The organism is Campylobacter showae, from assembly GCF_900573985.1.
GTDB lineage: Bacteria > Campylobacterota > Campylobacteria > Campylobacterales > Campylobacteraceae > Campylobacter_A > Campylobacter_A showae_E.
In genome coordinates, this window is the sequence record NZ_UWOK01000001.1 from 517,515 (window position 1) to 539,017 (window position 21,503).

Here is a 21,503-nt window from a genome sequence, read left to right on the forward strand (position 1 = left end):
CCGCCCAAAAGACGGCTTAAATTTTATCTCTCAAAAACGAAAACTTTATTTGCTCCGTTTTCTCTCGTCGCGACGTAAAATTTTCCATCCTTGATAGCTAGCGTATGCGCGTCGTTTGTGCCTTTAAAGCCATAAACTTCCACGATCTCTCTGCTGCGCGGATCGAGCTTTAGGATGCTTGAGTATTGCTTCGAGAGTAGATAAACAAACCCGCCTTGCGCATCCATGCCCGTGACGTAGTAGTCGCTTACGTCTCTGCCATCTTTTACACCTAGAGACTCGTCGAAGCTCGGCACGAACTCGGTCGAAAGCAGATTGTCGGCATCGCTAAAGCTTGCCGCGCTTCAGCTCGCTTTGATGTCGTCGGGCACGCTGGCGATGAAAAACTCGCCGTAGAAATCCGAGTGATCCCACAAAGAGGATGAACTGCTGTTTGGCGCGCACAGTGGAGTAGCGGTCCTTGAAATCAAGCGTAAAATTTTTGTATCCGTCGTGCAGATAGCGCCACGCTTTGTTTTTCCTCTGTGCTTTGATTGGGGGGGGTAGCTTGAAAACTCATAGGTTTTATATGGACAATTAGACTCTTACTGAATTCCGTCATTTGTCTCGCAGGACTAAATTTTAGCGTATCAAAGAAGCGCTTCTGCTTGCCCTATTGTGGCAGAGCAGATTTTAACCAAGTTTCTTGCCCAGTATCGTTAGACTCTCGATTTTGCCGCCCATATCGCAGACTTCGGGTAGTTCGCCCCAGCGCGTAAAGCCAAATTTTGCAAATAAATTTAGGCTTGCTGCGTTGCTGGAAAATATCAGCGCGGCGACATTTTTGACGCCAAATTTTGGTACGTTTTCGAGTATAAAATTTACGAGCCGTCCGCCAAGCCGCTTGCCGCGAGCCTCAGGTGCGACGTAGACACTGATCTCGGCGGTGATGCGGTAGCCCTCGCGCGGATGATAGTCGCTAAGGCTGCCCCAGGCTAAGATTTCGCCTTTTTGGTTTGCGGCGCCTATCTTTTGCGCGCCGAAATTTTCGCCGTTTGAGCCAAATTTTCTCCCGCAATTAGCTTCGCCGTCTTTGCCTGCCAAATTTTCCTCGCAGATCTCCGTAGCACGTATATAGGGCGATTTGCCGCCTCGTGCGCGTCAAACCACGCTTCGCGCTCCTCTATGCCGACTGGATGTAGCCGTGACAGTGGCGTTTTACTCTAAAACGCTTGCGTTATAAATGCGCGCAATAGCGGCTAGATCAGCATTGAGTGCGCGCGAGATTTCGTATTTTGCGTCGGCGAGATTTTCTTGCATTTTGAGCCTTTTGTTAAATTTAACCGATTTTACGCCAAATTTGATTAAAAACTGCAACGAAAACATCAAATTTGAACGTCGATAAAGGCGCGGGTCTAGCAATCGCAAAAAGGTAAAATTTGCGTCCAAAGGCGAAATCGCCGTAAATTTGAGCTATAATCGCGAATAAAATTTAACCTTGGATAAAGATTTGAAAATAGCGTTTTTTGACTCGGGTATCGGCGGGCTTAGCGTGCTGGCCGAGGCTCTACAGCGGTTTAGCGGGGCGGAGTTTTTGTATTTTGCCGACGAGGATCACGTCCCATACGGCACGAAAAGCAGGACCGAGATTGTGCGGCTAAGCCTCGATGCTGTGGGGTTTCTGGTCGCGCGCGGCGCAGAGGCTATCGTCGTTGCTTGCAACACCGCCACAAGCGCGGCCATCTCGGAGCTTCGCGGCGCATTTAGCGTGCCTGTGATCGGCATGGAGCCCGCCGTCAAGCTCGCTGCGGACAGCTTCGGCGCGCGCCCGACGCTACTCATCGCCACGCCGCTAACGATCGCGGGCGAAAAGCTAGCGCGCCTCGTGGGGCGGCTGGAGTGCGAGACGTGGAGCCTGCCGCTGCCTCGCCTCGTGGAGTTTGCGCAGGATTTGGAGTTTGATTCCCCTGCGGTTCGGGCGTATCTGCAGGGGGAACTGGGCAAATTTGAGCTCGCGCGCCTCGGTTCGCTGGTGCTTGGTTGCACACATTTTAACTATTTTAAGGACGTTTTGCGCGAAATTTTACCCCCGCATGTGCGCATCATCGACGGCATAGGCGGCACGCTAAATCGCCTAGCAAGCGAGCTGGGCGGAGGGCTAAAGCTTGCGCGCGGCGAGGATTTGCTCTCGCGGAAGGTTAAATTTAACGTGGACGGGCTAGACGTAAGCGGTGGACAGAACGCAAGAGGTAAGAGCAGGCAGTGCGAGGGGAGCGATGAAAGCTGTGGCGGCGAGCAGGGTGCAGAAGAGTACGACGGAGACGGTGGTAAAATTTACTATCCAAACGACAACAGCGTGGAGTATTTTTACTCGGGCAGGGCGCTAGATGCGGAGCAGTTACGCAAGGTGGAGATATTTTTAAAACGGCTCGATGCGATGCGAGAGATTGATTAGCGATATATTTACGGCGTGCCGTTTTATCAAATTTGGTGCAGGTTGCTAAATTTGATAAAAACGACAAAGGCTCATGAGCAAAAAGCGTCCATACGACGGCAATCAAAAGCAACACGGCCAAATAAGAAGATCGCGGCAAAATTTCGCATAGGCGTAGCGGCTCGGGTGCAAGGTTTTAAAAAATCAAAACGCATACAAAGCAAGTAAATTTAATATAGACAGCGATGTTAAATTTAACGCCGATTTATCGGCACACTCGTGTAAATTTAATGCAAATTTGCAAATTTACTAGCAAATTTGATGACCAAAAAAGACTCAAGCAAAAATCATAAGTAAAAATAAATTTGCCGCCTTTGGAGCAAATCAAAAACTTGGCGGCAAATTTAAAATAAGAGTTTAAATTTTTAACATGTGGCGGACATTATCTGAGCTTGTTGCACTCCTCTATCCGCCTTGCAAAATATATAAAACGCCAGCACGGCCGTCTCAAATAGCTGGCCGCAAGCGTTTTAAAAGAGCCGCTAAGCAAGCTAAATTTTACTTTTTAGCTTGCAGATACACCGATTCGAGCTTGGCTGCGACCTCGCGCAGATCGGCGATGCGGCTTTGGCTGGACGGGTGGGTGCTCAGTATCTCAGGCACGCTACCGCCGCTTTTTTGCGACATTTTGACCCAGACGTTTACCGCCTCCTTAGGATCGTAGCCCGCGCGCGCCATCAGCTCCGTGCCGATGTGGTCGGCCTCGCGCTCGTGCGAGCGAGAAAACGGCAACGAGATGGTGTACTGCGCGGCCATATTTATGGCGCCGGTAGCTAGATCGCCTAGTCCCGCAGCCTGCGAAACGGCGAAAATGCCTACGTTTTTGAGCATATCCGTACTGGCTTGCTCGCGGCTATGCTCCCGTAGCGCGTGCGCGATCTCGTGTCCCATGACTGCGGCTAGCTCGCCGTTTGTGAGCGAGAGATTTTTGATTATGCCGCTATAAACGACGATGCGGCCGCCAGGCATACACCACGCGTTTATCGTATTTTCGTCGATCACGTTTACTTCCCATTTCCACTTGAGCGCGTCCTCCCTAAATGCCCCAACCTGCGCGATCAGGCGTTTGGCGATGTCTTGTACTCTTTTGGTCATCACGGGATCGATATTTAGCGCCCCCTTTTTGCGCGCGCCGCTGAGCGTCTGCACGTAGGCTTTGGCTGCGGCCTCGTTCATCTCCTGTTCGCTGACTAGAAACATTTGGCGTCTGTTTTCGCCTAGCGCGCCGCCGCTAGTCGAGCTAGTGAAGCAGCCCGTCAGCATCGTCGCGGTAAATACGGCGAGTAAAATAATTTTTCTTATCGTCATTTTTCATCCTTTGCGAGATTTTGGCGATTATACCTCTAAAACAGCTATAAATTCGTAAATAGGCGTTTAAATTTGGCTTAACGGCGGCAAATTTGTAAAGAAACGGCTGGTAAATTTGAGTTTTGTAAATTTGGCGGCGTAAATTGCTCCGTTTGGGCTGGTTTAAACGGATCCGCATTTTGAGTATTCGGGTCAAATTCGGCAAATTTTAGTGGCTCGGTTTGGTCGGCTTGGATGCGACTGCGCAAACTCAAATTTGATCGCCGCTCGCAAGCCGTCAAATTTAAAAACCGCGAGTTCGTTAAATTTGCCGAATTTGCAACCGAGCGAGCCGTCAAATTTGCGTACGAGTCAAAGCTAAATTTGAGCGGTCCGCGGTATGGGCGCGAGTCAAATAAAGCAAGTTGCTGCGTAATCAAAAGCTAAATTTAAAAGAGCCTGATTTACGCCGGCTCGCTTTGTAAATTTTCATCCAGTCTAACGCGTTTGTACTCGATATTTTTCTCAAATTCCTTAAGCCTTTTATGTATAGAGCGCAGTTCCGTGATGACCGTCCAGTTGTTCATAAACACTGCGAGCGATCCGCGCACTTGGCTAAAGGCATTTACGACTTGCATCATCACGCCCAGAGTTATAGTGCCTGCGAGCACGCTAGGACCCATCGCGATGAGCGGGACGATGACCATGCTTTGGCCAAACATATATCTCCAGATATCAAAGTATCCGTAGTGTAAAAATAGCCTGTAATAATTTCGTTTTAGATCGTGAAATAGCCCTTCGAGTTTCTCGGGCGCGCCGTAGTTTGCCTTGTCGTCCTCGGCGTAAACGAGCTCTTTTCTAAACGCGGCTTCTACTTTTTGGTTGTTGTACTCAAGCCCCGGCAGTTTGATGCCCACAAACCACGAGATCGCTAGCCCGCCGATGCTAACCGTTAGCGCGATCCACACGAGCGAGCCTTCGCTTTTGCCGAGCACCGGGATATCGACCTGCCCGCTAAGCGCCCAAAGTATCGGTATAAAGGCGATGAGCGTCATCACGGCGTCGGCTACTTGCGAGCCTAAATTTTCCACCACTTTGGCAAAGCGGTAGATGTCCTCTTGGATGCGTTGCGAGCTGCCTTCGATATCGGTTTTGACGTTACGCCAGTATTTTATGTAGTCAAACGTCATCGCCTCGCGCCACTTGAATGTCCAAAGGCGCGTGAAATAGTTCGTCATCGTCGCAAGCAGAACGTATGGGAAGGCGATCTTGGCAAATTTAAGCACGCAAGTCCAAAAATCGTCTATCGTGTGATCTTTGACGTTTTGCAAGATATCGTAAAAGTCCTTATACCAGTTGTTTAGAAGCACGATCATCTGTACTTGCGCGTAGGTCGAGATTAGCAGTGCCGCGAGTCCGAAATACGCCCACGCGGCCCATTTTTTATTCGCGAAAAACGACGAAAACATCTATTTGCCTTTAAATTTGAGATTTAGTCGCAAAGTATAGCAAAAACCGGCTAAATTTACGCGCGTTAGATTACTGTTATACGTATTACGTTAAAATCCGGCGAATTTTTTACAAAGGATGAAAATGAAAAAGACTATTTTGGGATTTGCGCTATTTTCGGCGCTTGCGTCGGCGGCTCTGGGAGGCGAGACGATCGAAGTTTATAAAAGCCCGGACTGCGGTTGTTGCGGAAAGTGGGGCGAGATAATGAAAAAAAACGGCTTTGAGATCGTAGAACACAAAACAAACGCGATAATCGAAACGAAAAACAAATACGGCGTTCCGCTGGAGCTATCTAGCTGCCACACCGGTATAGTCGGAGGTTACGCTATCGAGGGGCACGTGCCGGCCGAAGAGATAAAGGCGCTTTTAGCCGCCAAACCGGCTGACGTCGTAGGTATCTCGGTACCCGGCATGCCGCTGGGAAGCCACGGCATGGAGCAGGGCGGCATCGTCGAGGACTATGATGTGATCGCGTTTAAAAAGGACGGTACGAGCGAAATTTTCGCAAGCTATAAAAACGGCAAGAAGGTAAAATAATTTAGCGAGTTCGGCGTAAAATTTACCAACGCCGCGGCCATCGTTTTACCGGGTTTCGCGGCGATTTTTACCGCGAGACTGTTTTTTAAATTTGAGTGCCGCATCTCGTCAAATTTAGCGCAAAATCAAGCTAAATTTAACCCCCGCCGCTGTATCATTAAAAATAAATTTACAAAGGAGCGGGCGTGGCGAGAGTGATTTTTATCATGTTTATTTTGGGCTTTCTTACGTGGCTTTATATGGGCGGCACGACCAAAACGGTGGCTGATTACAAAGGTATGAGCCGCGAGGAGCTTGAGGCTTTGTGTCTTGATAAAAAGGACAAAAAGGCCTGCCAAAAAATAGCGATCGACTTCGTAAACGGCACTAAAGCAAACGGCGGCAAACCGCAGTTTTAGGATTTGATCCGTCAAATTTGCCGCTAAATTTGACTGCGTAAGCTTGGTTCAAATTTTATAAATTTAACCGCTAGCATTTTTACGATGCGGGTCTAGGCGCGTCAAATTTGGACTCAAATTTAAATAATTTTGCAAATTTAGACCGAAAGCCGCATAAAATAAGCAATATTTGTATTACAAGTTTAGCGCGGATGTCAAATTTACGCTCAAATTTAAATGGTAAGCATGGCGCGCACGCCGCCAAAAGCGTCAAAACGCGGTGAAATAGCCTCCGCAGCTCTCGCTAGCTCTGACGGCGGCAAAAATGCGCTTTCAGTTTAAAATTCCAGATTTTCTGCTATAATCGCCGCATTTCATTTTAATTTTTTAAGGATTTTAATTGCACCCCAGTAGCGCCGACTCGCTTTTTATGATCGCTCTCGCGTTTTTCTTCGTATTTCTAAACGCTTTTTTCGTCTTATCAGAATTTTCCATCGTCAAAGTCCGTAAGAGCCGCCTAGAGGAGCTTGCAAAGGACAAAGTGCCAAACGCGAAAACCGCGCTTGATATGTCAAACAATCTCGACACATACCTCTCTGCCACGCAGCTAGGCATCACGTTAAGCTCGCTAGCTCTTGGCTGGATCGGCGAGCCTGCGGTCGCTAGGCTGATAGAAGAACCGCTAAAAACATACTTTAATCTAAGCGATATATTAGTCCACACCGTCGCTTTTGCGATCGCGTTTACGCTGATCACGCTCATGCACGTGGTGCTAGGCGAGCTAGTACCAAAGTCCGTCGCCATCGCAAAATCTGAAAAAGCAGTCCTCGCCATCGCGCGTCCATTGCACGTATTTTGGGTTGTTTTCTCGCCTTTGATCAAAACTTTTGATTTTCTAGCGGGCGTTTCTCTTAAAATTTTAGGCATCAAGCCCGCCAAAGATAGCGAGCTGGCCCACTCGGAAGAGGAGATAAAAATCATCGTCGGCGAGAGCCTAAAAGGAGGCGTTCTTGATAGCTTTGAGACCGAGATCATCAAAAATGCGGTCGATTTCTCCGACACGGTCGCTAAAGAGATCATGACTCCGCGCCGCGATATGGTCTGCATAAATAAGCAAAAAAGCTACGAAGAAAACATCAAAGTGATCTTTGACTCCAAATATACGCGCTACCCCTACATCGACGGCAGCAAGGATGCGATACTAGGTATGATCCATATCAGGGATATCTTGCAAATCGACCTGGGTAACAAAAAGCGCGAATTTGACAGCATCGTGCGTAAATTCGTCATCGTACCCGAAAACCTCTCGATATCTAAAATCCTCGTGATGATGAACAAGCAGCAAATCTCCGCCGCTCTGGTTGTGGACGAATACGGCGGCACGGCGGGGCTGCTCACGATGGAAGACATCATGGAAGAGATTTTGGGCGACTTTAACGACGAGCACGACGACGCCGACCCGCACTACAAAAAGATCAACGAAAATATCTACGAGTTTCAGGGGCGCTTTGACTTAGAGAGCGTCGAGGAGCTGATGGGGATAAGCTTTGCTGATGAGACCGAGGAGCTAACGATCGGCGGGTATGTCTTTAATCTCATCGGTCGCTTGCCGGTCGTGGGCGACAAGATCGAGGACGAAAACTGCTACTACGAAGTGCGCAAGATGGACGGCGCTAGCATCTCTAGCGTCAAAGTGCGCAGAAAATTTGAGCAAAAAGAGGACGAGGACTAGGCAAATTTGCGCTTTGCCTTTGCGGGCGGGGCGTAAATTTGGTTTTAAATTTGAGGCGCAGAAAGGGATTTTCAAATTTAAGCCGGTCTAAAATTTAAAAACGCCATCTCACTCGCGAAATCGGCTCAAATTTAAGCCGTTTCGTCAAATTTGAGTTTGCGGCATTTGTGCTAAATTTATCGCCGTTTGACCGAGTCTTGCGGGATTGCCGTTAAATTTGCACGAAGCATAAATTTAAATTCGTCTTGCTAAATTTACACCGATTTTTCTCTCGGACTTTCAAAATCCACAAATTTAATCTAACTTTTTAGCTTATTTTGATAAACTTCGCGAAATTTAATAAGAGATAAAAATTAAATTTTATATTTTGAAATTTATAAAACAAATTTAACACAGGAGGACAGATGAGAGTAGTTCAAGCGGAATTAATCTCCAAAACCGTCAGCGAGCTTTGCAAGCAGGCCTGTTACGTCGTAACGCCCGATATGAGAGCAGCTTTTGAAAAAGCTAGAGAAAACGAGAGCTCGCCGATAGGCAAAGACATCCTAGGCAAGGTACTCCAAAATGCCGATCTAGCCCAAAAGGGCATCGCGCCGATCTGCCAAGACACGGGCATGGCGGTCGTGTTCGTCGATCTCGGACAGGATGTGCATATCGAGGGCGGATTTTTAGAAGACGCGATAAACGAGGGCGTAAAAGACGGCTACGTGGGCGGCTATCTGCGCAAATCAGTCGTAAATGACCCGATCTTTGAGCGCAAAAATACGACGAACAACACCCCCGCCGTCATAAACGTAAGGATAGTAAGAGGCGATAAAATCCATATAAAAGTGGCTCCAAAAGGCTTTGGTAGCGAGAACAAATCGGCTCTAAAAATGCTAGTACCCGCAGACGGCCTAGAGGGCGTGAAAAAGGTATTTTTAGACACAGTTAAGCTAGCGGGTCCAAACGCCTGTCCTCCGATGGTGATCGGCGTAGGCATAGGCGGCACGATGGATAAGGCCGCGCTAATGGCAAAATACGCCGCCGCTCGCGACGCAGATAGCAAAAACCCCGATCCTAGATACGCCAAACTAGAGGAGGAGCTACTAGAGCTCGCCTGCAAAACGGGCGTCGGACCGCAAGGTCTAGGCGGCGACACGACCGCGGTAAAAGTAAACATCGAGTGGTATCCGACCCACATCGCGGGCCTGCCGGTCGCTATCAACATCAACTGCCATGCCGCTCGCCACGCCGAAGCTGAAATTTAAGGAGAAAAGATGTCAGAAGTAAAAAAGATAACCGCGCCATTTGATAAAGAGGTCGTAAAAAGCCTAAAAGCAGGCGATAACGTACTAATAAGCGGCACCATCATCGCGGCTCGCGACGCCGCGCACAAGGCGCTAACCGAGACTTTGGCTCGCGGCGAGGCCTTGCCCGTAAATTTAGCCGGCGAGACGATCTACTACCTAGGACCGAGCCCCGCAAAACCCGGCGACGTCATAGGAGCTGCGGGACCGACTACTAGCGGACGCATGGATAAATACACTCCGACGATGATAAACGAAGTAGGCATCAACGGCATGATCGGCAAAGGATATCGTAGCGACGCCGTCGTCGAAGCGATGAAAAAATCAGGCTGCGTCTACATGGTCGCTATCGGGGGCGCCGGTGCGCTAATCAGCCAAAGCATCAAAAAGTACGAAGTGTTAGCCTATCCAGAGCTAGGACCCGAGGCGGTCGCGAGGCTTACGGTCGAGGATTTCCCAGCTATCGTAGCGATCGATAGCGAGGGCAATAACTTCTACGAAGTCGGACAAGCTCCGTATAAAAAAATATAAATTTATCGGCGCGGGTTATCGCTAGCTCGCGCCTCGATCTCCCCGCCGCTCTTGGTTTGCGTGCCGTTTGAAAGCAGGCAAATTTGAAACCAAACGGCGCGAAAATTCTCAAATTTTATGCTTAGTCTTTAAAAATTTTGCCGTAATTACTCGGATACGCCGCTTTTAAAGACTTCTTGATCTTAGCCTTTAACGAGCCTGCGTCGCTAAGCTTTACGTCGTCGATCAGGCAATCTTTGTCGCAAATTAGGCGCAAAGTTATATCCCGTTTTTCGCCGAACAGCTCAAATTTTACTCGTACCTCGTTCTCTGAGACTGCTTTTGCGCTAAAGTTTTTGAGCTCTTCAATCTCGTGCGAGCCTATAAAAGGATCGAGATCTAGATCCGACGATACGTGTTCTACGCCGCTCAGACGTCCGAGCGCAGAGCCGAACTGATCGTAAATCAGCTCGTCGAGCTCGGGCGTTAGCCACTCCGAGACGCTAGGCCGTATCTAGCATTGCCGTAGTTTGTTTGGTAAAAATCGATTACCGTTTTTTCCATTAGCTCGGCTTTCGTCGTTTGAGCGCTTAGATTTGCGCCGCCGAGTCCGCAAAAAATTATCGCCAAAAGGCAAAATTTAGATACTTTCATGACCTTCCTTTTAAATTTGGCGGTTGCGTGATTTTGGCGTTATTGGGTTAAAATTTACTCGTTTTTTCGAGACTAGGTTTGGCGTAATAAGTTGCGAGTCAAATTTGAGCAAACCGGCGTTAATCTCAAATTTGCACTAGCCTTCGAGCCGTCAAATTTACTCGGACGGCTCGTTAAATTTAGCGGGATCACTCCGTAGTGCTGTTTATGTAGCTGTTTTCGGAGATCTGCGTCCAGGCTCTAGCCTTTTTCATAAAGGCTTTTTGCGAGTCCAAAATTTCCTTAAACGTCGCGTCCTTTGCCGAAAGCTCGTCTAGGATCTCGTCCGTGGCTTTGCGTAGCGCAGCAATGACCCCGGGCGGAAACGAGGCGATTTTCACGTCCGGATGCTCGCTTTTGATTTTATCAAGGACCAGCGAGTTTTGATAGACCGCCGACTCGTATACGTCCGCCGCTACGGCCTTGGTCGCGGTTTCTATGATAGCTTGGAGGTCGGCCGGTAGCTTGTCCCAGAGCTTTTTGTTGATGTAAAATTCATTTTCGCTCGCGGGCTCCTGCCAACCCGTGTAGTAAAATTTAGCCACCTTTTGAAAGCCGAAATTTATATCGATCGCTGGGCACACCCACTCGACGGCGTCGATCGTGTTCATCTCCATCGCCATGTATAGCTCGCCGATCGGGATCGTGTTTATATTGACTCCCAGTTTTGCCATTATCTCGCCGCCAAGTCCGGTCATGCGCAGTTTTAGCCCCTTGAGATCGTCCGTGCTCTTGATCTCTTTTTTAAACCAGCCGCCCATCTGCATGCCGAAATTTCCGCCGTGAAATGTCACGATGCCCTGCTCGTTAAAGACCTTTTGCGCGAGCTCCTTGCCTCCGCCGTACGCGTACCATGCGTCCTGCTCGGCCTTGTTCATACCAAAAGGCACGGTCGTAAAGAGCATGAGCTTGGCGTCCTTGCCCTTATAAAAGTAGCTCGCGGTGAAAGCTGCGTCGTACTGGGCGCTTTTGACCATATCAAGCAGCGCAAACGCCGCCTTGTGCTTTGACGGATAGTCAACGCGAACATCGATACGGCCGTCGCTCATCTTTTCCACGAGCTCTTTAAATTTCTTCGGAGCGTCGCCTAGTACGGGCACGTTGCTCTCGTAGGTGGAGGCGAGCTTGATTTTGTATTTTTCCGCAGCCTGCGCGCTGATCATCATCGCAGCGCATAGAGCTAGAGCTGAAAATAGTTTCATTTTTTCTCCTTTCGGTTTTAAATTTACCGATTATAGAGTTTTGTATTATACTTTTTGATTAATTTTAAAATTTAAGCTGTAAAAATTTATTACACATGAGTAAAAACGTAAATAAATTTATAAAATGTTACGAAAATTAATTTTTATGTTGTGACGATTAAATTTGCGATCCGAATTTACTATAGCGTTTTGAGAGTTAAATTTGAGCGGATTTTTTGGCTAGACTAATAATACCCAAGACACATCGTCTCGGTTAGCTTTATGCGCTTTTCAAGCGGCGCAGGCGAGAAAAACGAGCACTTTTCGATGTAAATTCGGTAGTCGTAGTCAAGTCCGAAGTCGTCGTAAAATTTCTTTAAATTTATAAATTTGATCCCGCAAATTTCGCGTAGATCAAAAAGCGGGTAGAGTTTGGAGCCGTTTTTGGCGACTAGATGCGAGGGCGCTAGAGTCGTAAACGAGCAAAATGCCGACGTGAGCACGAGTCCGGCTAGATCGCTGCAGCGCGCGGCCGCCTCGCGAAATCGTGCGGGAATGCTTTTTTTGTGTAGAAAAACGATGCGCGAGTTTTCAAATTTAGCGCAGATCGCGCCGCTCCAAAACAGATACGCATTGCCCGAAATTTCGGCATTTCGCGCAAATTCGCAGCCCAGAACGTAATCGTCTAAAAACTCGTTTGGTGCAAGGGTGATTTTCATATTTTTCGTGCCTTTTTACGGGAAATTATAGCGAAATTTGCTTTTTTAGCCGTAAATTAGATAATATGCGCCCAAATTTTACAAAGGACGAAAATGAAAAAGGTTATCTCTACAAAAGACGCTCCGCAGGCGATCGGACCGTATTCGCAGGCGATCGAGGCAAATGGATTTTTGTTTATTTCAGGGCAGCTGGGCGTTACGCCTGACGGCAAATTTGCCGGCGAGGACGTGAAGGCTCAAGCCGAGCAATCGATGCTAAATTTAAAAGCGATTTTGGCGCAGGCGGGACTTAGCTTTGAAAACGCGGTAAAAACGACGATTTTTCTAGCCGACATCGAGGACTTTGCGGCCGTAAACGAAATCTACGCTAAATTTTTTAACGAGCCGTATCCTGCCAGAAGTACGATCGCCGTTAAAACGCTGCCAAAAGGCGGCCTAGTCGAGATCGAGCTCATCGCGGCGACGAAGTAAAATTTAAAATCAAGGGAAAAAATGAAAAAGATTATATTTGCGCTCGCGGTCGTTTTGATCGCGGTTTTTGGAGCCGCGTTTTACGGCTCGTCTAAGGCCAAAGAGTCCTACGACAGGGGCGTGGCGAGGCTAACTAGCGAGACACTCAAGCTTGGATTTTTTAATATAAAAGCAAACGCGGTAGAAAACGACTACGACAAAGGGCTGTTTAGCTCGCGCGCGGTGCTAAAACTCGAGCTCACCGACGGCAACGATCCGGTCAAATTTGAAGCCAAAACGACGCTAAAGCACGGATTTGCCGAGCTGTTTAGCGGGTTTAAGGCTCATAGCGACGTCAAAGCGCTAACGCCCGAAGCCGCACTCTATCTAAAGAAAATTTTCGGTACGGACGAGTTTTTAAGCATCGATGCGCTGATAAAATTTGATAAAACCCGCGACGTGACGCTAAATTTGGCCGATATCAAAACAAATGAGGATGACTCTAGCTTCGTAATCTCAAAGCCGTTTGCGAAGGCGCAAATAAAAGAAAATAAGATAAAATCCCTAGAAATCGGCGTCGGTAAAATCGGTGGCGGCGATACGGACGGCATAGATAAGGTCGATATAGAAAACGCCTCCGCGCTCATCGAACTTAACGACTTTAAGAGCTTTGACGATCTCATCTCGTTTATAAATATACAAACCGCCTACGAAAATATAGCTAAAATCGGGCTAAAGGCCGAGAAAATGAGCTTTAACAGCGCTAAGGGTTATGATTTTCCAAAATCGGTCGGCATTACGGGTATGTCGTTTTTAGCGCAGGTAAAGCAAAACGCAGACGCAAATCTCCTCGACACGCTTACCGACGCGAGTCTAGGAGCGCTTGACGTAGACGGCAAAAAGGTACTCACGCAGCTAAATTTGAGCCTAAACGAGAAAAACGTAAACAAAGAAGCGATGGCGATGTACGTCACCGACCCGAAAGAGTCGACTCTTTATAAAATTTTGATGAGCAAAAACTACGTGATGGAGATTAAAAATTTTAGCTTTAAAAATCCAAACGGCAAAGAGCTAAAATTTAATGCCATAGCCGACGCGTCGGGCATTGGCGCGGAAAGTAAAGCGCTAGATGAGGACTCGGATATCCAAACGGCGCTAAAAGCGATCAAATTTGACGGCGAGATAAAGGTGCAAGCCGCGTCTATAACGGAGTTTTTAAGCGCGTATAAGGGGCTAATGGCCGATAGCGACTTTAACCAAATGATGGACGGCATCAAGCCTTTTGAGGAGCGCCTAAATTCGCTTTTTGCCAAAGAAGGCGAGTATATGAGCGCGAAATTTAAGCACGACGTCGGTAGTGACGATCTGCTAGTAAACGATAAAATTTCGCTCAAAGAATTTATAATGAGCCTGATGGCGAACTAAATTTGCCTTATTTTTAGCGGACGATAGCGCTAAATTTACTGATTCGTCCGCTAAATGAATTTTGTTTTTGCCTATATATTAAGGTAAATTTATGCAAAATAAAACTTTGATAAAACCCACAACAAAAAATCTCTAAAATTTTTACACCCCTCCTTTTCTTCAGCTTCTTTTAAGTATATTGCTTGTATAATTCGAGCTCACGAATTGAGAAACCACCTTTAACTTTCACGTTAATAAAGCCTTTTCTTTTAATATCGTAAGTTTTAATTTTGAGTTAAATAAACAACTCTCTAATTTTTGAGAGTTTTTGAAACTAGCTCTTAAATTATGTTTTTTAAATTAACACTGTTAAACTAATTAGTCAATCTTTGAAATCTAAACAAGTGATCGATTGAGCCAATCTTTTATCAGGCTTTCCTTGGAAAGTAGATAAGAGATAAAACTAATTAATAAAATTAAAGTTTTTTGATTAAAACTTCATATAAATTCTAAATCAATTAAATTTGATTTAGCTAAACGCTAATTTAGATTGCGTGAGCAATCTTAGTCTTTAGCGTTGCTTCTTAGCAAAGCTTTGCTTTGCGCTAAAGAAGGTTAATATGGAGAGTTTGATCCTGGCTCAGAGTGAACGCTGGCGGCGTGCCTAATACATGCAAGTCGAACGGAGATTAAGTAGCTTGCTATTTAATCTTAGTGGCGCACGGGTGAGTAATATATAGCTAACTTGCCCATTACTAAGGGACAACAGTTGGAAACGACTGCTAATACCTTATACTCCGTATCTATATAAGTAGATACGGGAAAGTTTTTCGGTAATGGATAGGGCTATATCGTATCAGCTAGTTGGTAAGGTAATGGCTTACCAAGGCTATGACGCGTAACTGGTCTGAGAGGATGATCAGTCACACTGGAACTGAGACACGGTCCAGACTCCTACGGGAGGCAGCAGTAGGGAATATTGCTCAATGGGGGAAACCCTGAAGCAGCAACGCCGCGTGGAGGATGACACTTTTCGGAGCGTAAACTCCTTTTCTTGGGAAAGAATTATGACGGTACCCAAGGAATAAGCACCGGCTAACTCCGTGCCAGCAGCCGCGGTAATACGGAGGGTGCAAGCGTTACTCGGAATCACTGGGCGTAAAGGACGCGTAGGCGGATTATCAAGTCTCTTGTGAAATCTAACGGCTTAACCGTTAAACTGCTTGGGAAACTGATAATCTAGAGTAAGGGAGAGGCAGATGGAATTCTTGGTGTAGGGGTAAAATCCGTAGAGATCAAGAAGAATACCCATTGCGAAAGCGATCTGCTGGAACTTAACTGACGCTAATGCGTGAAAGCGTGGGGAGCAAACAGGATTAGATACCCTGGTAGTCCACGCCCTAAACGATGTATACTAGTTGTTGCTTCGCTAGTCGAGGCAGTAATGCACCTAACGGATTAAGTATACCGCCTGGGGAGTACGGTCGCAAGATTAAAACTCAAAGGAATAGACGGGGACCCGCACAAGCGGTGGAGCATGTGGTTTAATTCGAAGATACGCGAAGAACCTTACCCGGACTTGATATCTAACAAATCATCCAGAGATGGAAGAGTATCTGCTTGCAGAAATGTTAAGACAGGTGCTGCACGGCTGTCGTCAGCTCGTGTCGTGAGATGTTGGGTTAAGTCCCGCAACGAGCGCAACCCACGTCATTAGTTGCTAACGGTTCGGCCGAGCACTCTAATGAGACTGCCTTCGCAAGGAGGAGGAAGGTGTGGACGACGTCAAGTCATCATGGCCCTTATGTCCGGGGCGACACACGTGCTACAATGGCATATACAATGAGACGCAATATCGCGAGATGGAGCAAATCTATAAAATATGTCCCAGTTCGGATTGGAGTCTGCAACTCGACTCCATGAAGCCGGAATCGCTAGTAATCGTAGATCAGCCATGCTACGGTGAATACGTTCCCGGGTCTTGTACTCACCGCCCGTCACACCATGGGAGTTGATTTCACTCGAAGCCCAAATACCAAACTGGTTATGGTCCACAGTGGAATCAGCGACTGGGGTGAAGTCGTAACAAGGTAACCGTAGGAGAACCTGCGGTTGGATCACCTCCTTTCTAGAGTACAACGAATATTCTCTCACAAGATATTCGTCAAAGGAAAATTTAGGTTATCGCTATAGATAATCTACTCAATCGACCTTGTTTAGTTTTGAAAGATTGACGCAAACCTATAGGGGCCTATAGCTCAGCTGGTTAGAGTGCACCCCTGATAAGGGTGAGGTCACAAGTTCAAGTCTTGTTAGGCCCACCAGAGAATTTAATTGGGGAATTAGCTCAGCTGGGAGAGCGCCTGCTTTGCACGCAGGAGGTCAGCGGTTCGATCCCGCTATTCTCCACCATGATTAGTTTAACATCAAAAAAGTCTAAACTAAGTATTTTTATTAAATATTTAGTTTAGACTTTGTCGAAATAGACTCTTTATTTTTACGGCGCTTTCGAAAGAAGCGGTGTGCTTTAGGGGTTTCCAAAGGGCTTTTTAGCCCTTGGTCGCAAAGACTAGCTTTGCTAGTCTGCGAAGTCTAAACGTTATTTAGTTTATCATTGTTAAAAGTCACAATCAAGTTTTAATAAATAAAACAATTTTACAGGACTTGTTAAAGATTTAAAGATCTTGCTTATTTGCTTAATGCAGAAGTTTGACGTCACAAGATATCACAGGATTTAAAACTTACCTAGATATTAGTCAATGCTTTCCGTCTTAAAAGCTAGAGATTTAAATTTAGTAATAGATCTTAAATTTGAGGCTTAGTTATGAAATCTTAAATTTATGAGTTACCTTTAACAAGGAAGTGATGCGAATTAGAATATATTATATACTAATAAAAGGTAAGCTACTAAGAGTAAGTGGTGGATGCCTTGGCTAGTAGAGGCGATGAAAGACGTGCCAGGCTGCGATAAGTCTCGGGGAGCCGTCAAGGGGCTTTGATCCGGGAATTTCTGAATGGGGCAACCCAGTTAAGCGTGAGCTTAACTACCTAATATGGAGCGAACGAGGGGAATTGAAACATCTTAGTACCCTCAGGAAAAGAAATCAAAAGAGATTACGCTAGTAGCGGCGAGCGAACGCGTAAGAGGGCAAACCGTTAGTTTACTAACGGGGTTGTAGGACTGCGATATAGACTAAACTTAGCTAATAGAATAATCTGGAAAGATTAAGCATAGAGGGTGATACTCCCGTATATGAAAGCTTTGTTTTACTTAGCAGTATCCTGAGTAGGGCGGAACACGTGATATTCTGTCTGAAGCCGGGTCGACCACGATCCAACCCTAAATACTACTACTAGACCGATAGCGCACAAGTACCGTGAGGGAAAGGTGAAAAGAACTGAGGTGATCAGAGTGAAATAGAACCTGAAACCATTTACTTACAATCATTCAGAGCACGATTCTTTATGACGTGTTATGGACTGCCTTTTGCATAATGAGCCTGCGAGTTGTGGTGTCTGGCGAGGTTAAGGAAACCCGGAGCCGTAGCGAAAGCGAGTCTTAATAGGGCGTTTAGTCAGATGCTGCAGACCCGAAACGATGTGATCTATCCATGAGCAGGTTGAAGCCGGTGTAAGAGCCGGTGGAGGACCCAACCCGCTGGCGTTGAAAAGCCTTGGGATGACTTGTGGATAGGGGTGAAAGGTCAATCAAACATCGTGATAGCTGGTTCTCTCCGAAATATATTTAGGTATAGCGTCATGTAGTAACACTGGGGGGTAGAGCACTGAATGGGCTAGGGCATACACCAATGTACCAAACCCTATCAAACTCCGAATACCTAGTGTGTAATCATGGCAGTCAGGCGGCGAGTGATAAAATCCGTCGTCGAGAGGGGAACAACCCAGACTAACAGCTAAGGTCCCTAAATCTCATTTAAGTGGAAAACGATGTGGAGTTACTTAAACAACCAGGAGGTTGGCTTAGAAGCAGCCATCCTTTAAAGAAAGCGTAATAGCTCACTGGTCTAGTGATTCTGCGCGGAAAATATAACGGGGCTAAAATGAGTACCGAAGCTTTAGACTTAGTTTTACTAAGTGGTAGGAGAGCGTTGCATTCAGCGTCGAAGGTGTACCGGTAAGGAGCGCTGGAGCGAATGCAAGTGAGCATGCAGGCATGAGTAGCGATAATTGGGGTGAGAATCCCCAACGCCGTAAACCCAAGGTTTCCTACGCGATGCTCGTCATCGTAGGGTTAGCCGGGTCCTAAGCAAAGTCCGAAAGGGGTATGCGATGGAAAATTGGTTAATATTCCAATGCCAACTATAATGTGCGATGGAAGGACGCTTAGAGTTAAGCAAGCTAGCGGATGGTAGTGCTAGTCGAAAGGTGTAGGTTAAGATCCAGGCAAATCCGGATCTTTTTAAGCCGAGACCCCACAGGCGTTTGAAGTTCTTCGGAATGGATAGCGAATTGCTGATACTGTCGAGCCAAGAAAAGTTTCTAAGTTTAGTTATAGTTGCCCGTACCGTAAACCGACACAGGTGGGTGGGATGAGTATTCTAAGGCGCGTGGAAGAACTCTCTTCAAGGAACTCTGCAAAATAGCACCGTATCTTCGGTATAAGGTGTGCCTAACTTTGTGAAGGATTTACTCCGTAAGCATTGAAGGTTACAACAAAGAGTCCCTCCCGACTGTTTACCAAAAACACAGCACTCTGCTAACTCGTAAGAGGATGTATAGGGTGTGACGCCTGCCCGGTGCTCGAAGGTTAATTGATGACGTTAGCTCTGCGAAGCGTTTGATCGAAGCCCGAGTAAACGGCGGCCGTAACTATAACGGTCCTAAGGTAGCGAAATTCCTTGTCGATTAAATATCGACCTGCATGAATGGCGTAACGAGATGGGAGCTGTCTCGAAGAGGGATCCAGTGAAATTGTAGTGGAGGTGAAAATTCCTCCTACCCGCGGCAAGACGGAAAGACCCCGTGGACCTTTACTACAGCTTGACACTGCTATTGGGATAAAAATGTGCAGGATAGGTGGGAGGCTTTGATCCATAGACGCCAGTTTATGGTGAGCCGTTGTTGAGATACCACTCTTTTTTATTCTGATAGCTAACTAGCTTGAGTTATCCTCAAGTAGGACAATGTCTGGTGGGTAGTTTGACTGGGGCGGTCGCCTCCCAAAATGTAACGGAGGCTTACAAAGGTTGGCTCAGAACGGTTGGAAATCGTTCGCAGAGTATAAAGGCAAAAGCCAGCTTAACTGCGAGACATACACGTCAAGCAGGGACGAAAGTCGGTCTTAGTGATCCGGTGGTTCTGTGTGGAAGGGCCATCGCTCAAAGGATAAAAGGTACCCCGGGGATAACAGGCTGATCTCCCCCAAGAGCTCACATCGACGGGGAGGTTTGGCACCTCGATGTCGGCTCATCGCATCCTGGGGCTGGAGCAGGTCCCAAGGGTATGGCTGTTCGCCATTTAAAGCGGTACGCGAGCTGGGTTCAGAACGTCGTGAGACAGTTCGGTCCCTATCTGCCGTGGGCGCAAGAAGATTGAGGAGAGTTGACCCTAGTACGAGAGGACCGGGTTGAACCGACCACTGGTGTACCAGTTATCCTGCCAAGGGTAGCGCTGGGTAGCTATGTCGGGATGTGATAACCGCTGAAAGCATCTAAGCAGGAAGCCAACTCCAAGATGAATCTTCTTTTAAGAGCTCTTATAGACTATAAGTTTGATAGGCTGGGTGTGTAATGGATGAAAGTCCTTTAGCTGACCAGTACTAATAGCTCGTCTGCTTATCTTTTAATAAGCATCACTTCCTTGTTAAGGGTAATTTTATTTCGAAAATTCGAAATAAAATATCTAATCTATACCTTATCAAGATCTTGTTTTAGTTAAAATGAGATTTGATTTTTAACAATTAAATAGCAGTGTTAAAGAAGTAAATTAATATAGTTTATTTCTTTAACACTGCCCGTGACTATACAGACGAGGAAACGCCTTGCTCCATCTCGAACCAAGAAGCTAAGCTCGTCCTGGCTGATGATACTCTCCCTTACTGGGATGTCGGGAAAGTAGGTCGTTGCGGGCTTTGTTTTTTTATGCTTTTATTCCTTTATACTTTTTACATTACATTCTTTATTCTTTGATTTAGTTCTCTTGTAATATATTGTATATTTTTTGTAAATTGATGGGCTGCTCTCCTTTATTAAACTTTATCCAAGTATTTTTTAGGGAAAATACTAAATTAAAATTATTTGGAGCATCATGAGTATTTACGAGCTAAAACCCAAATTTCAAAACCTGCTTCGTCCCATAGTAAAACTTCTTTACAGTGCGGGTGTCACGGCAAATCAAGTTACATTATCAGCATGTGCTGTGTCTATTTTACTAGGCGCGCTACTCATCAAATTTGCTGATATATCTACTCTATTTTTTCTGCTGCCTATTTGGATGTTTTTGCGTATGGCGTTAAACGCTATCGACGGCATGCTGGCCCGCGAATTTAATCAAAAAACGCCGCTAGGAGGCTATCTAAATGAAGCTGCTGACGTCATCTCTGATGCCGCTCTTTATATTCCGTTTGCTTTTGTTGCGCCTTTTGGCTGGGGTGTTATCTCGCTCGTTATTTTTCTGGCCTTTATGAGCGAGTTTTTAGGTGTTCTGGGCCAGGTGCACGGTAGCGGTAGGCGTTACGATGGACCTATGGGTAAGAGCGATCGCGCATTCGTATTCGGGCTTATAGGCACTATATATGCGGTATTTGGTCAGCTGCCCTCATGGTTTAGTTGGACGCTTTACGCGGTGGCGCTTTTGCTTGTGCTTACCTGCATAAATCGCGTTAGAATTGGGTTGAAAAGCTAGTTTAATAAAAATACGTGGCATAAATTTAAGGAATGAAGCAAAAATAGGATGACGTATTTTTGTAAATTTATGCCTAGACTCCCATAAATCAAACGATATAAATCCCAAAACAATATCCAACTGCAATGCTATAACATTTGGCGTAGTTTACGGTACGGCCAAATTTGGTTTAAAAGGTTTATAAAGCGCTAGCGTGGGGTTAGCGGGTAAGCAATAAATTTCAATCCGTACTCAGATGAATTCTTTAAAAATAGCCGAAAAATATAGCATGGTCGTGGGGAAACTTTATCAAAAAGATAGCCAAATTTACGGATGACGCAAGCTAGTCAAATTTAAAAAATAAGGATTACGATAACCGTACAAAAAACTAAATTTGACGAGCATGTCAAATTTATAAATTCAGTTTTTACTAAAGTTATCTCATTGCCAAGGCGAGCGGGTATTTTCATTTGAGTGTATGTTTGGTGGTTAAGAT

The 21,503-nt window shown here is 46.3% G+C and carries 18 protein-coding genes, 2 tRNA genes and 3 rRNA genes; 14 read left to right on the forward strand and 9 right to left on the reverse strand.

Annotated features, from left to right (window positions below):
• Positions 1-23: 23 nt before the first annotated feature.
• Both EE116_RS02730 and EE116_RS12690 read right to left on the reverse strand, forming a co-directional pair.
• The gene (locus EE116_RS02730; protein ID WP_009494895.1) at positions 24-296 is read right to left on the reverse strand and encodes a hypothetical protein; all 273 of its coding nucleotides are present in this window, start codon (positions 294-296) and stop codon (positions 24-26) included.
• Between the two features lie 376 nt (positions 297-672).
• Positions 673-1,083, reverse strand: coding sequence for a GNAT family N-acetyltransferase (locus EE116_RS12690; protein ID WP_241091618.1), 411 nt, complete (start codon positions 1,081-1,083; stop codon positions 673-675).
• A gap of 406 nt (positions 1,084-1,489) precedes the next feature.
• On the opposite strand from EE116_RS12690, the gene murI reads away from it, so the two are divergent.
• Positions 1,490-2,434, forward strand: a complete 945-nt coding sequence (gene murI, locus EE116_RS02740; RefSeq protein WP_122873129.1) for a glutamate racemase — start codon at positions 1,490-1,492, stop codon at positions 2,432-2,434.
• Positions 2,435-2,971: 537 nt separating this feature from the next.
• Here murI and EE116_RS02745 read toward each other — a convergent pair.
• The 3 genes from EE116_RS02745 to EE116_RS02755 all read right to left on the reverse strand — a co-directional run bounded on the left by EE116_RS02745 (position 2,972) and on the right by EE116_RS02755 (position 5,229).
• Positions 2,972-3,781, reverse strand: a complete 810-nt coding sequence (locus EE116_RS02745; RefSeq protein WP_122873130.1) for a M48 family metallopeptidase — start codon at positions 3,779-3,781, stop codon at positions 2,972-2,974.
• A 77-nt stretch (positions 3,782-3,858) separates the two neighbouring features.
• Positions 3,859-4,200 carry a hypothetical protein gene (locus EE116_RS12410; protein WP_163026380.1) on the reverse strand — a complete coding sequence of 114 codons (342 nt, stop codon included), beginning with the start codon at positions 4,198-4,200 and terminating at the stop codon, positions 3,859-3,861.
• Positions 4,201-4,224: 24 nt separating this feature from the next.
• Positions 4,225-5,229 (reverse strand): putative transporter, encoded by a 1,005-nt coding sequence (locus EE116_RS02755; RefSeq protein ID WP_122873131.1) that lies wholly within the window; start codon positions 5,227-5,229, stop codon positions 4,225-4,227.
• Positions 5,230-5,353: 124 nt separating this feature from the next.
• Between EE116_RS02755 and EE116_RS02760 the strand changes: the two genes are divergently transcribed.
• The 5 genes from EE116_RS02760 to EE116_RS02780 all read left to right on the forward strand — a co-directional run bounded on the left by EE116_RS02760 (position 5,354) and on the right by EE116_RS02780 (position 9,738).
• Entirely contained in the window at positions 5,354-5,809 is a 456-nt protein-coding gene (locus EE116_RS02760; protein ID WP_122873132.1) for a DUF411 domain-containing protein, read from the forward strand.
• A gap of 185 nt (positions 5,810-5,994) precedes the next feature.
• Positions 5,995-6,207: a hypothetical protein gene (locus EE116_RS02765; protein ID WP_122873133.1), complete on the forward strand. Its 213-nt coding sequence runs from the start codon at positions 5,995-5,997 to the stop codon at positions 6,205-6,207.
• 379 nt (positions 6,208-6,586) lie between these two features.
• Positions 6,587-7,918, forward strand: coding sequence for a hemolysin family protein (locus EE116_RS02770; protein WP_122873134.1), 1,332 nt, complete (start codon positions 6,587-6,589; stop codon positions 7,916-7,918).
• A gap of 404 nt (positions 7,919-8,322) precedes the next feature.
• Complete coding sequence (locus EE116_RS02775) at positions 8,323-9,168, forward strand: fumarate hydratase (RefSeq protein WP_122873135.1); 846 nt, start codon at positions 8,323-8,325, stop codon at positions 9,166-9,168.
• Positions 9,169-9,177: 9 nt separating this feature from the next.
• Positions 9,178-9,738 carry a Fe-S-containing hydro-lyase gene (locus tag EE116_RS02780; protein ID WP_122862386.1) on the forward strand — a complete coding sequence of 187 codons (561 nt, stop codon included), beginning with the start codon at positions 9,178-9,180 and terminating at the stop codon, positions 9,736-9,738.
• A gap of 121 nt (positions 9,739-9,859) precedes the next feature.
• Here EE116_RS02780 and EE116_RS12985 read toward each other — a convergent pair whose 3' ends face one another.
• From EE116_RS12985 to cheQ, 4 genes are all read right to left on the reverse strand, one after another.
• Positions 9,860-9,994, reverse strand: a complete 135-nt coding sequence (locus tag EE116_RS12985; RefSeq protein WP_277418938.1) for a hypothetical protein — start codon at positions 9,992-9,994, stop codon at positions 9,860-9,862.
• Between the two features lie 209 nt (positions 9,995-10,203).
• Positions 10,204-10,371, reverse strand: a complete 168-nt coding sequence (locus EE116_RS12415; RefSeq protein ID WP_163028018.1) for a hypothetical protein — start codon at positions 10,369-10,371, stop codon at positions 10,204-10,206.
• A gap of 188 nt (positions 10,372-10,559) precedes the next feature.
• Positions 10,560-11,612, reverse strand: coding sequence for a TRAP transporter substrate-binding protein (locus EE116_RS02785; RefSeq protein WP_122873136.1), 1,053 nt, complete (start codon positions 11,610-11,612; stop codon positions 10,560-10,562).
• A 224-nt stretch (positions 11,613-11,836) separates the two neighbouring features.
• Positions 11,837-12,310, reverse strand: a complete 474-nt coding sequence (gene cheQ, locus EE116_RS02790; protein WP_122873137.1) for a cheVAW transcriptional regulator CheQ — start codon at positions 12,308-12,310, stop codon at positions 11,837-11,839.
• Positions 12,311-12,403: 93 nt separating this feature from the next.
• Here cheQ and EE116_RS02795 point away from each other — a divergent pair, with 93 nt between their 5' ends.
• From EE116_RS02795 to EE116_RS02830, 8 genes are all read left to right on the forward strand, one after another.
• Positions 12,404-12,781, forward strand: a complete 378-nt coding sequence (locus tag EE116_RS02795; protein WP_122873138.1) for a RidA family protein — start codon at positions 12,404-12,406, stop codon at positions 12,779-12,781.
• 21 nt (positions 12,782-12,802) lie between these two features.
• Positions 12,803-14,185, forward strand: coding sequence for a DUF945 family protein (locus EE116_RS02800; RefSeq protein WP_122873139.1), 1,383 nt, complete (start codon positions 12,803-12,805; stop codon positions 14,183-14,185).
• Between the two features lie 596 nt (positions 14,186-14,781).
• A 16S ribosomal RNA gene (locus EE116_RS02805) occupies positions 14,782-16,292 on the forward strand.
• A 119-nt stretch (positions 16,293-16,411) separates the two neighbouring features.
• Positions 16,412-16,488: transfer RNA gene (locus tag EE116_RS02810), tRNA-Ile, on the forward strand.
• Between the two features lie 12 nt (positions 16,489-16,500).
• Positions 16,501-16,576, forward strand: a tRNA-Ala gene (locus EE116_RS02815).
• A gap of 485 nt (positions 16,577-17,061) precedes the next feature.
• Positions 17,062-19,967, forward strand: a 23S ribosomal RNA gene (locus tag EE116_RS02820).
• Between the two features lie 169 nt (positions 19,968-20,136).
• Positions 20,137-20,255 (forward strand): 5S ribosomal RNA (gene rrf, locus EE116_RS02825).
• The 16S, 23S and 5S rRNA genes sit together here with 2 tRNA genes alongside, the layout of an rRNA operon.
• Before the next feature lie 176 nt (positions 20,256-20,431).
• Complete coding sequence (locus tag EE116_RS02830; protein WP_122873140.1) at positions 20,432-21,028, forward strand: CDP-alcohol phosphatidyltransferase family protein; 597 nt, start codon at positions 20,432-20,434, stop codon at positions 21,026-21,028.
• Positions 21,029-21,503: the final 475 nt, after the last annotated feature.

What these genes read in the sequence shown, in the direction of transcription:
- EE116_RS02780 (WP_122862386.1), top strand. Translation starts at nt 9,178, where the DNA reads ATGTCAGAAGTAAAAAAGATAACCGCGCCATTTGATAAAGAGGTCGTA.
- EE116_RS02795 (WP_122873138.1), top strand. Translation starts at nt 12,404, where the DNA reads ATGAAAAAGGTTATCTCTACAAAAGACGCTCCGCAGGCGATCGGACCG.
- EE116_RS02760 (WP_122873132.1), top strand. Translation starts at nt 5,354, where the DNA reads ATGAAAAAGACTATTTTGGGATTTGCGCTATTTTCGGCGCTTGCGTCG.
- EE116_RS02745 (WP_122873130.1), bottom strand. Translation starts at nt 3,781, where the DNA reads ATGACGATAAGAAAAATTATTTTACTCGCCGTATTTACCGCGACGATG.
- EE116_RS02830 (WP_122873140.1), top strand. Translation starts at nt 20,432, where the DNA reads ATGAGTATTTACGAGCTAAAACCCAAATTTCAAAACCTGCTTCGTCCC.
- EE116_RS02785 (WP_122873136.1), bottom strand. Translation starts at nt 11,612, where the DNA reads ATGAAACTATTTTCAGCTCTAGCTCTATGCGCTGCGATGATGATCAGC.
- EE116_RS12415 (WP_163028018.1), bottom strand. Translation starts at nt 10,371, where the DNA reads ATGAAAGTATCTAAATTTTGCCTTTTGGCGATAATTTTTTGCGGACTC.
- EE116_RS02800 (WP_122873139.1), top strand. Translation starts at nt 12,803, where the DNA reads ATGAAAAAGATTATATTTGCGCTCGCGGTCGTTTTGATCGCGGTTTTT.
- cheQ (WP_122873137.1), bottom strand. Translation starts at nt 12,310, where the DNA reads ATGAAAATCACCCTTGCACCAAACGAGTTTTTAGACGATTACGTTCTG.
- EE116_RS02775 (WP_122873135.1), top strand. Translation starts at nt 8,323, where the DNA reads ATGAGAGTAGTTCAAGCGGAATTAATCTCCAAAACCGTCAGCGAGCTT.
- EE116_RS02755 (WP_122873131.1), bottom strand. Translation starts at nt 5,229, where the DNA reads ATGTTTTCGTCGTTTTTCGCGAATAAAAAATGGGCCGCGTGGGCGTAT.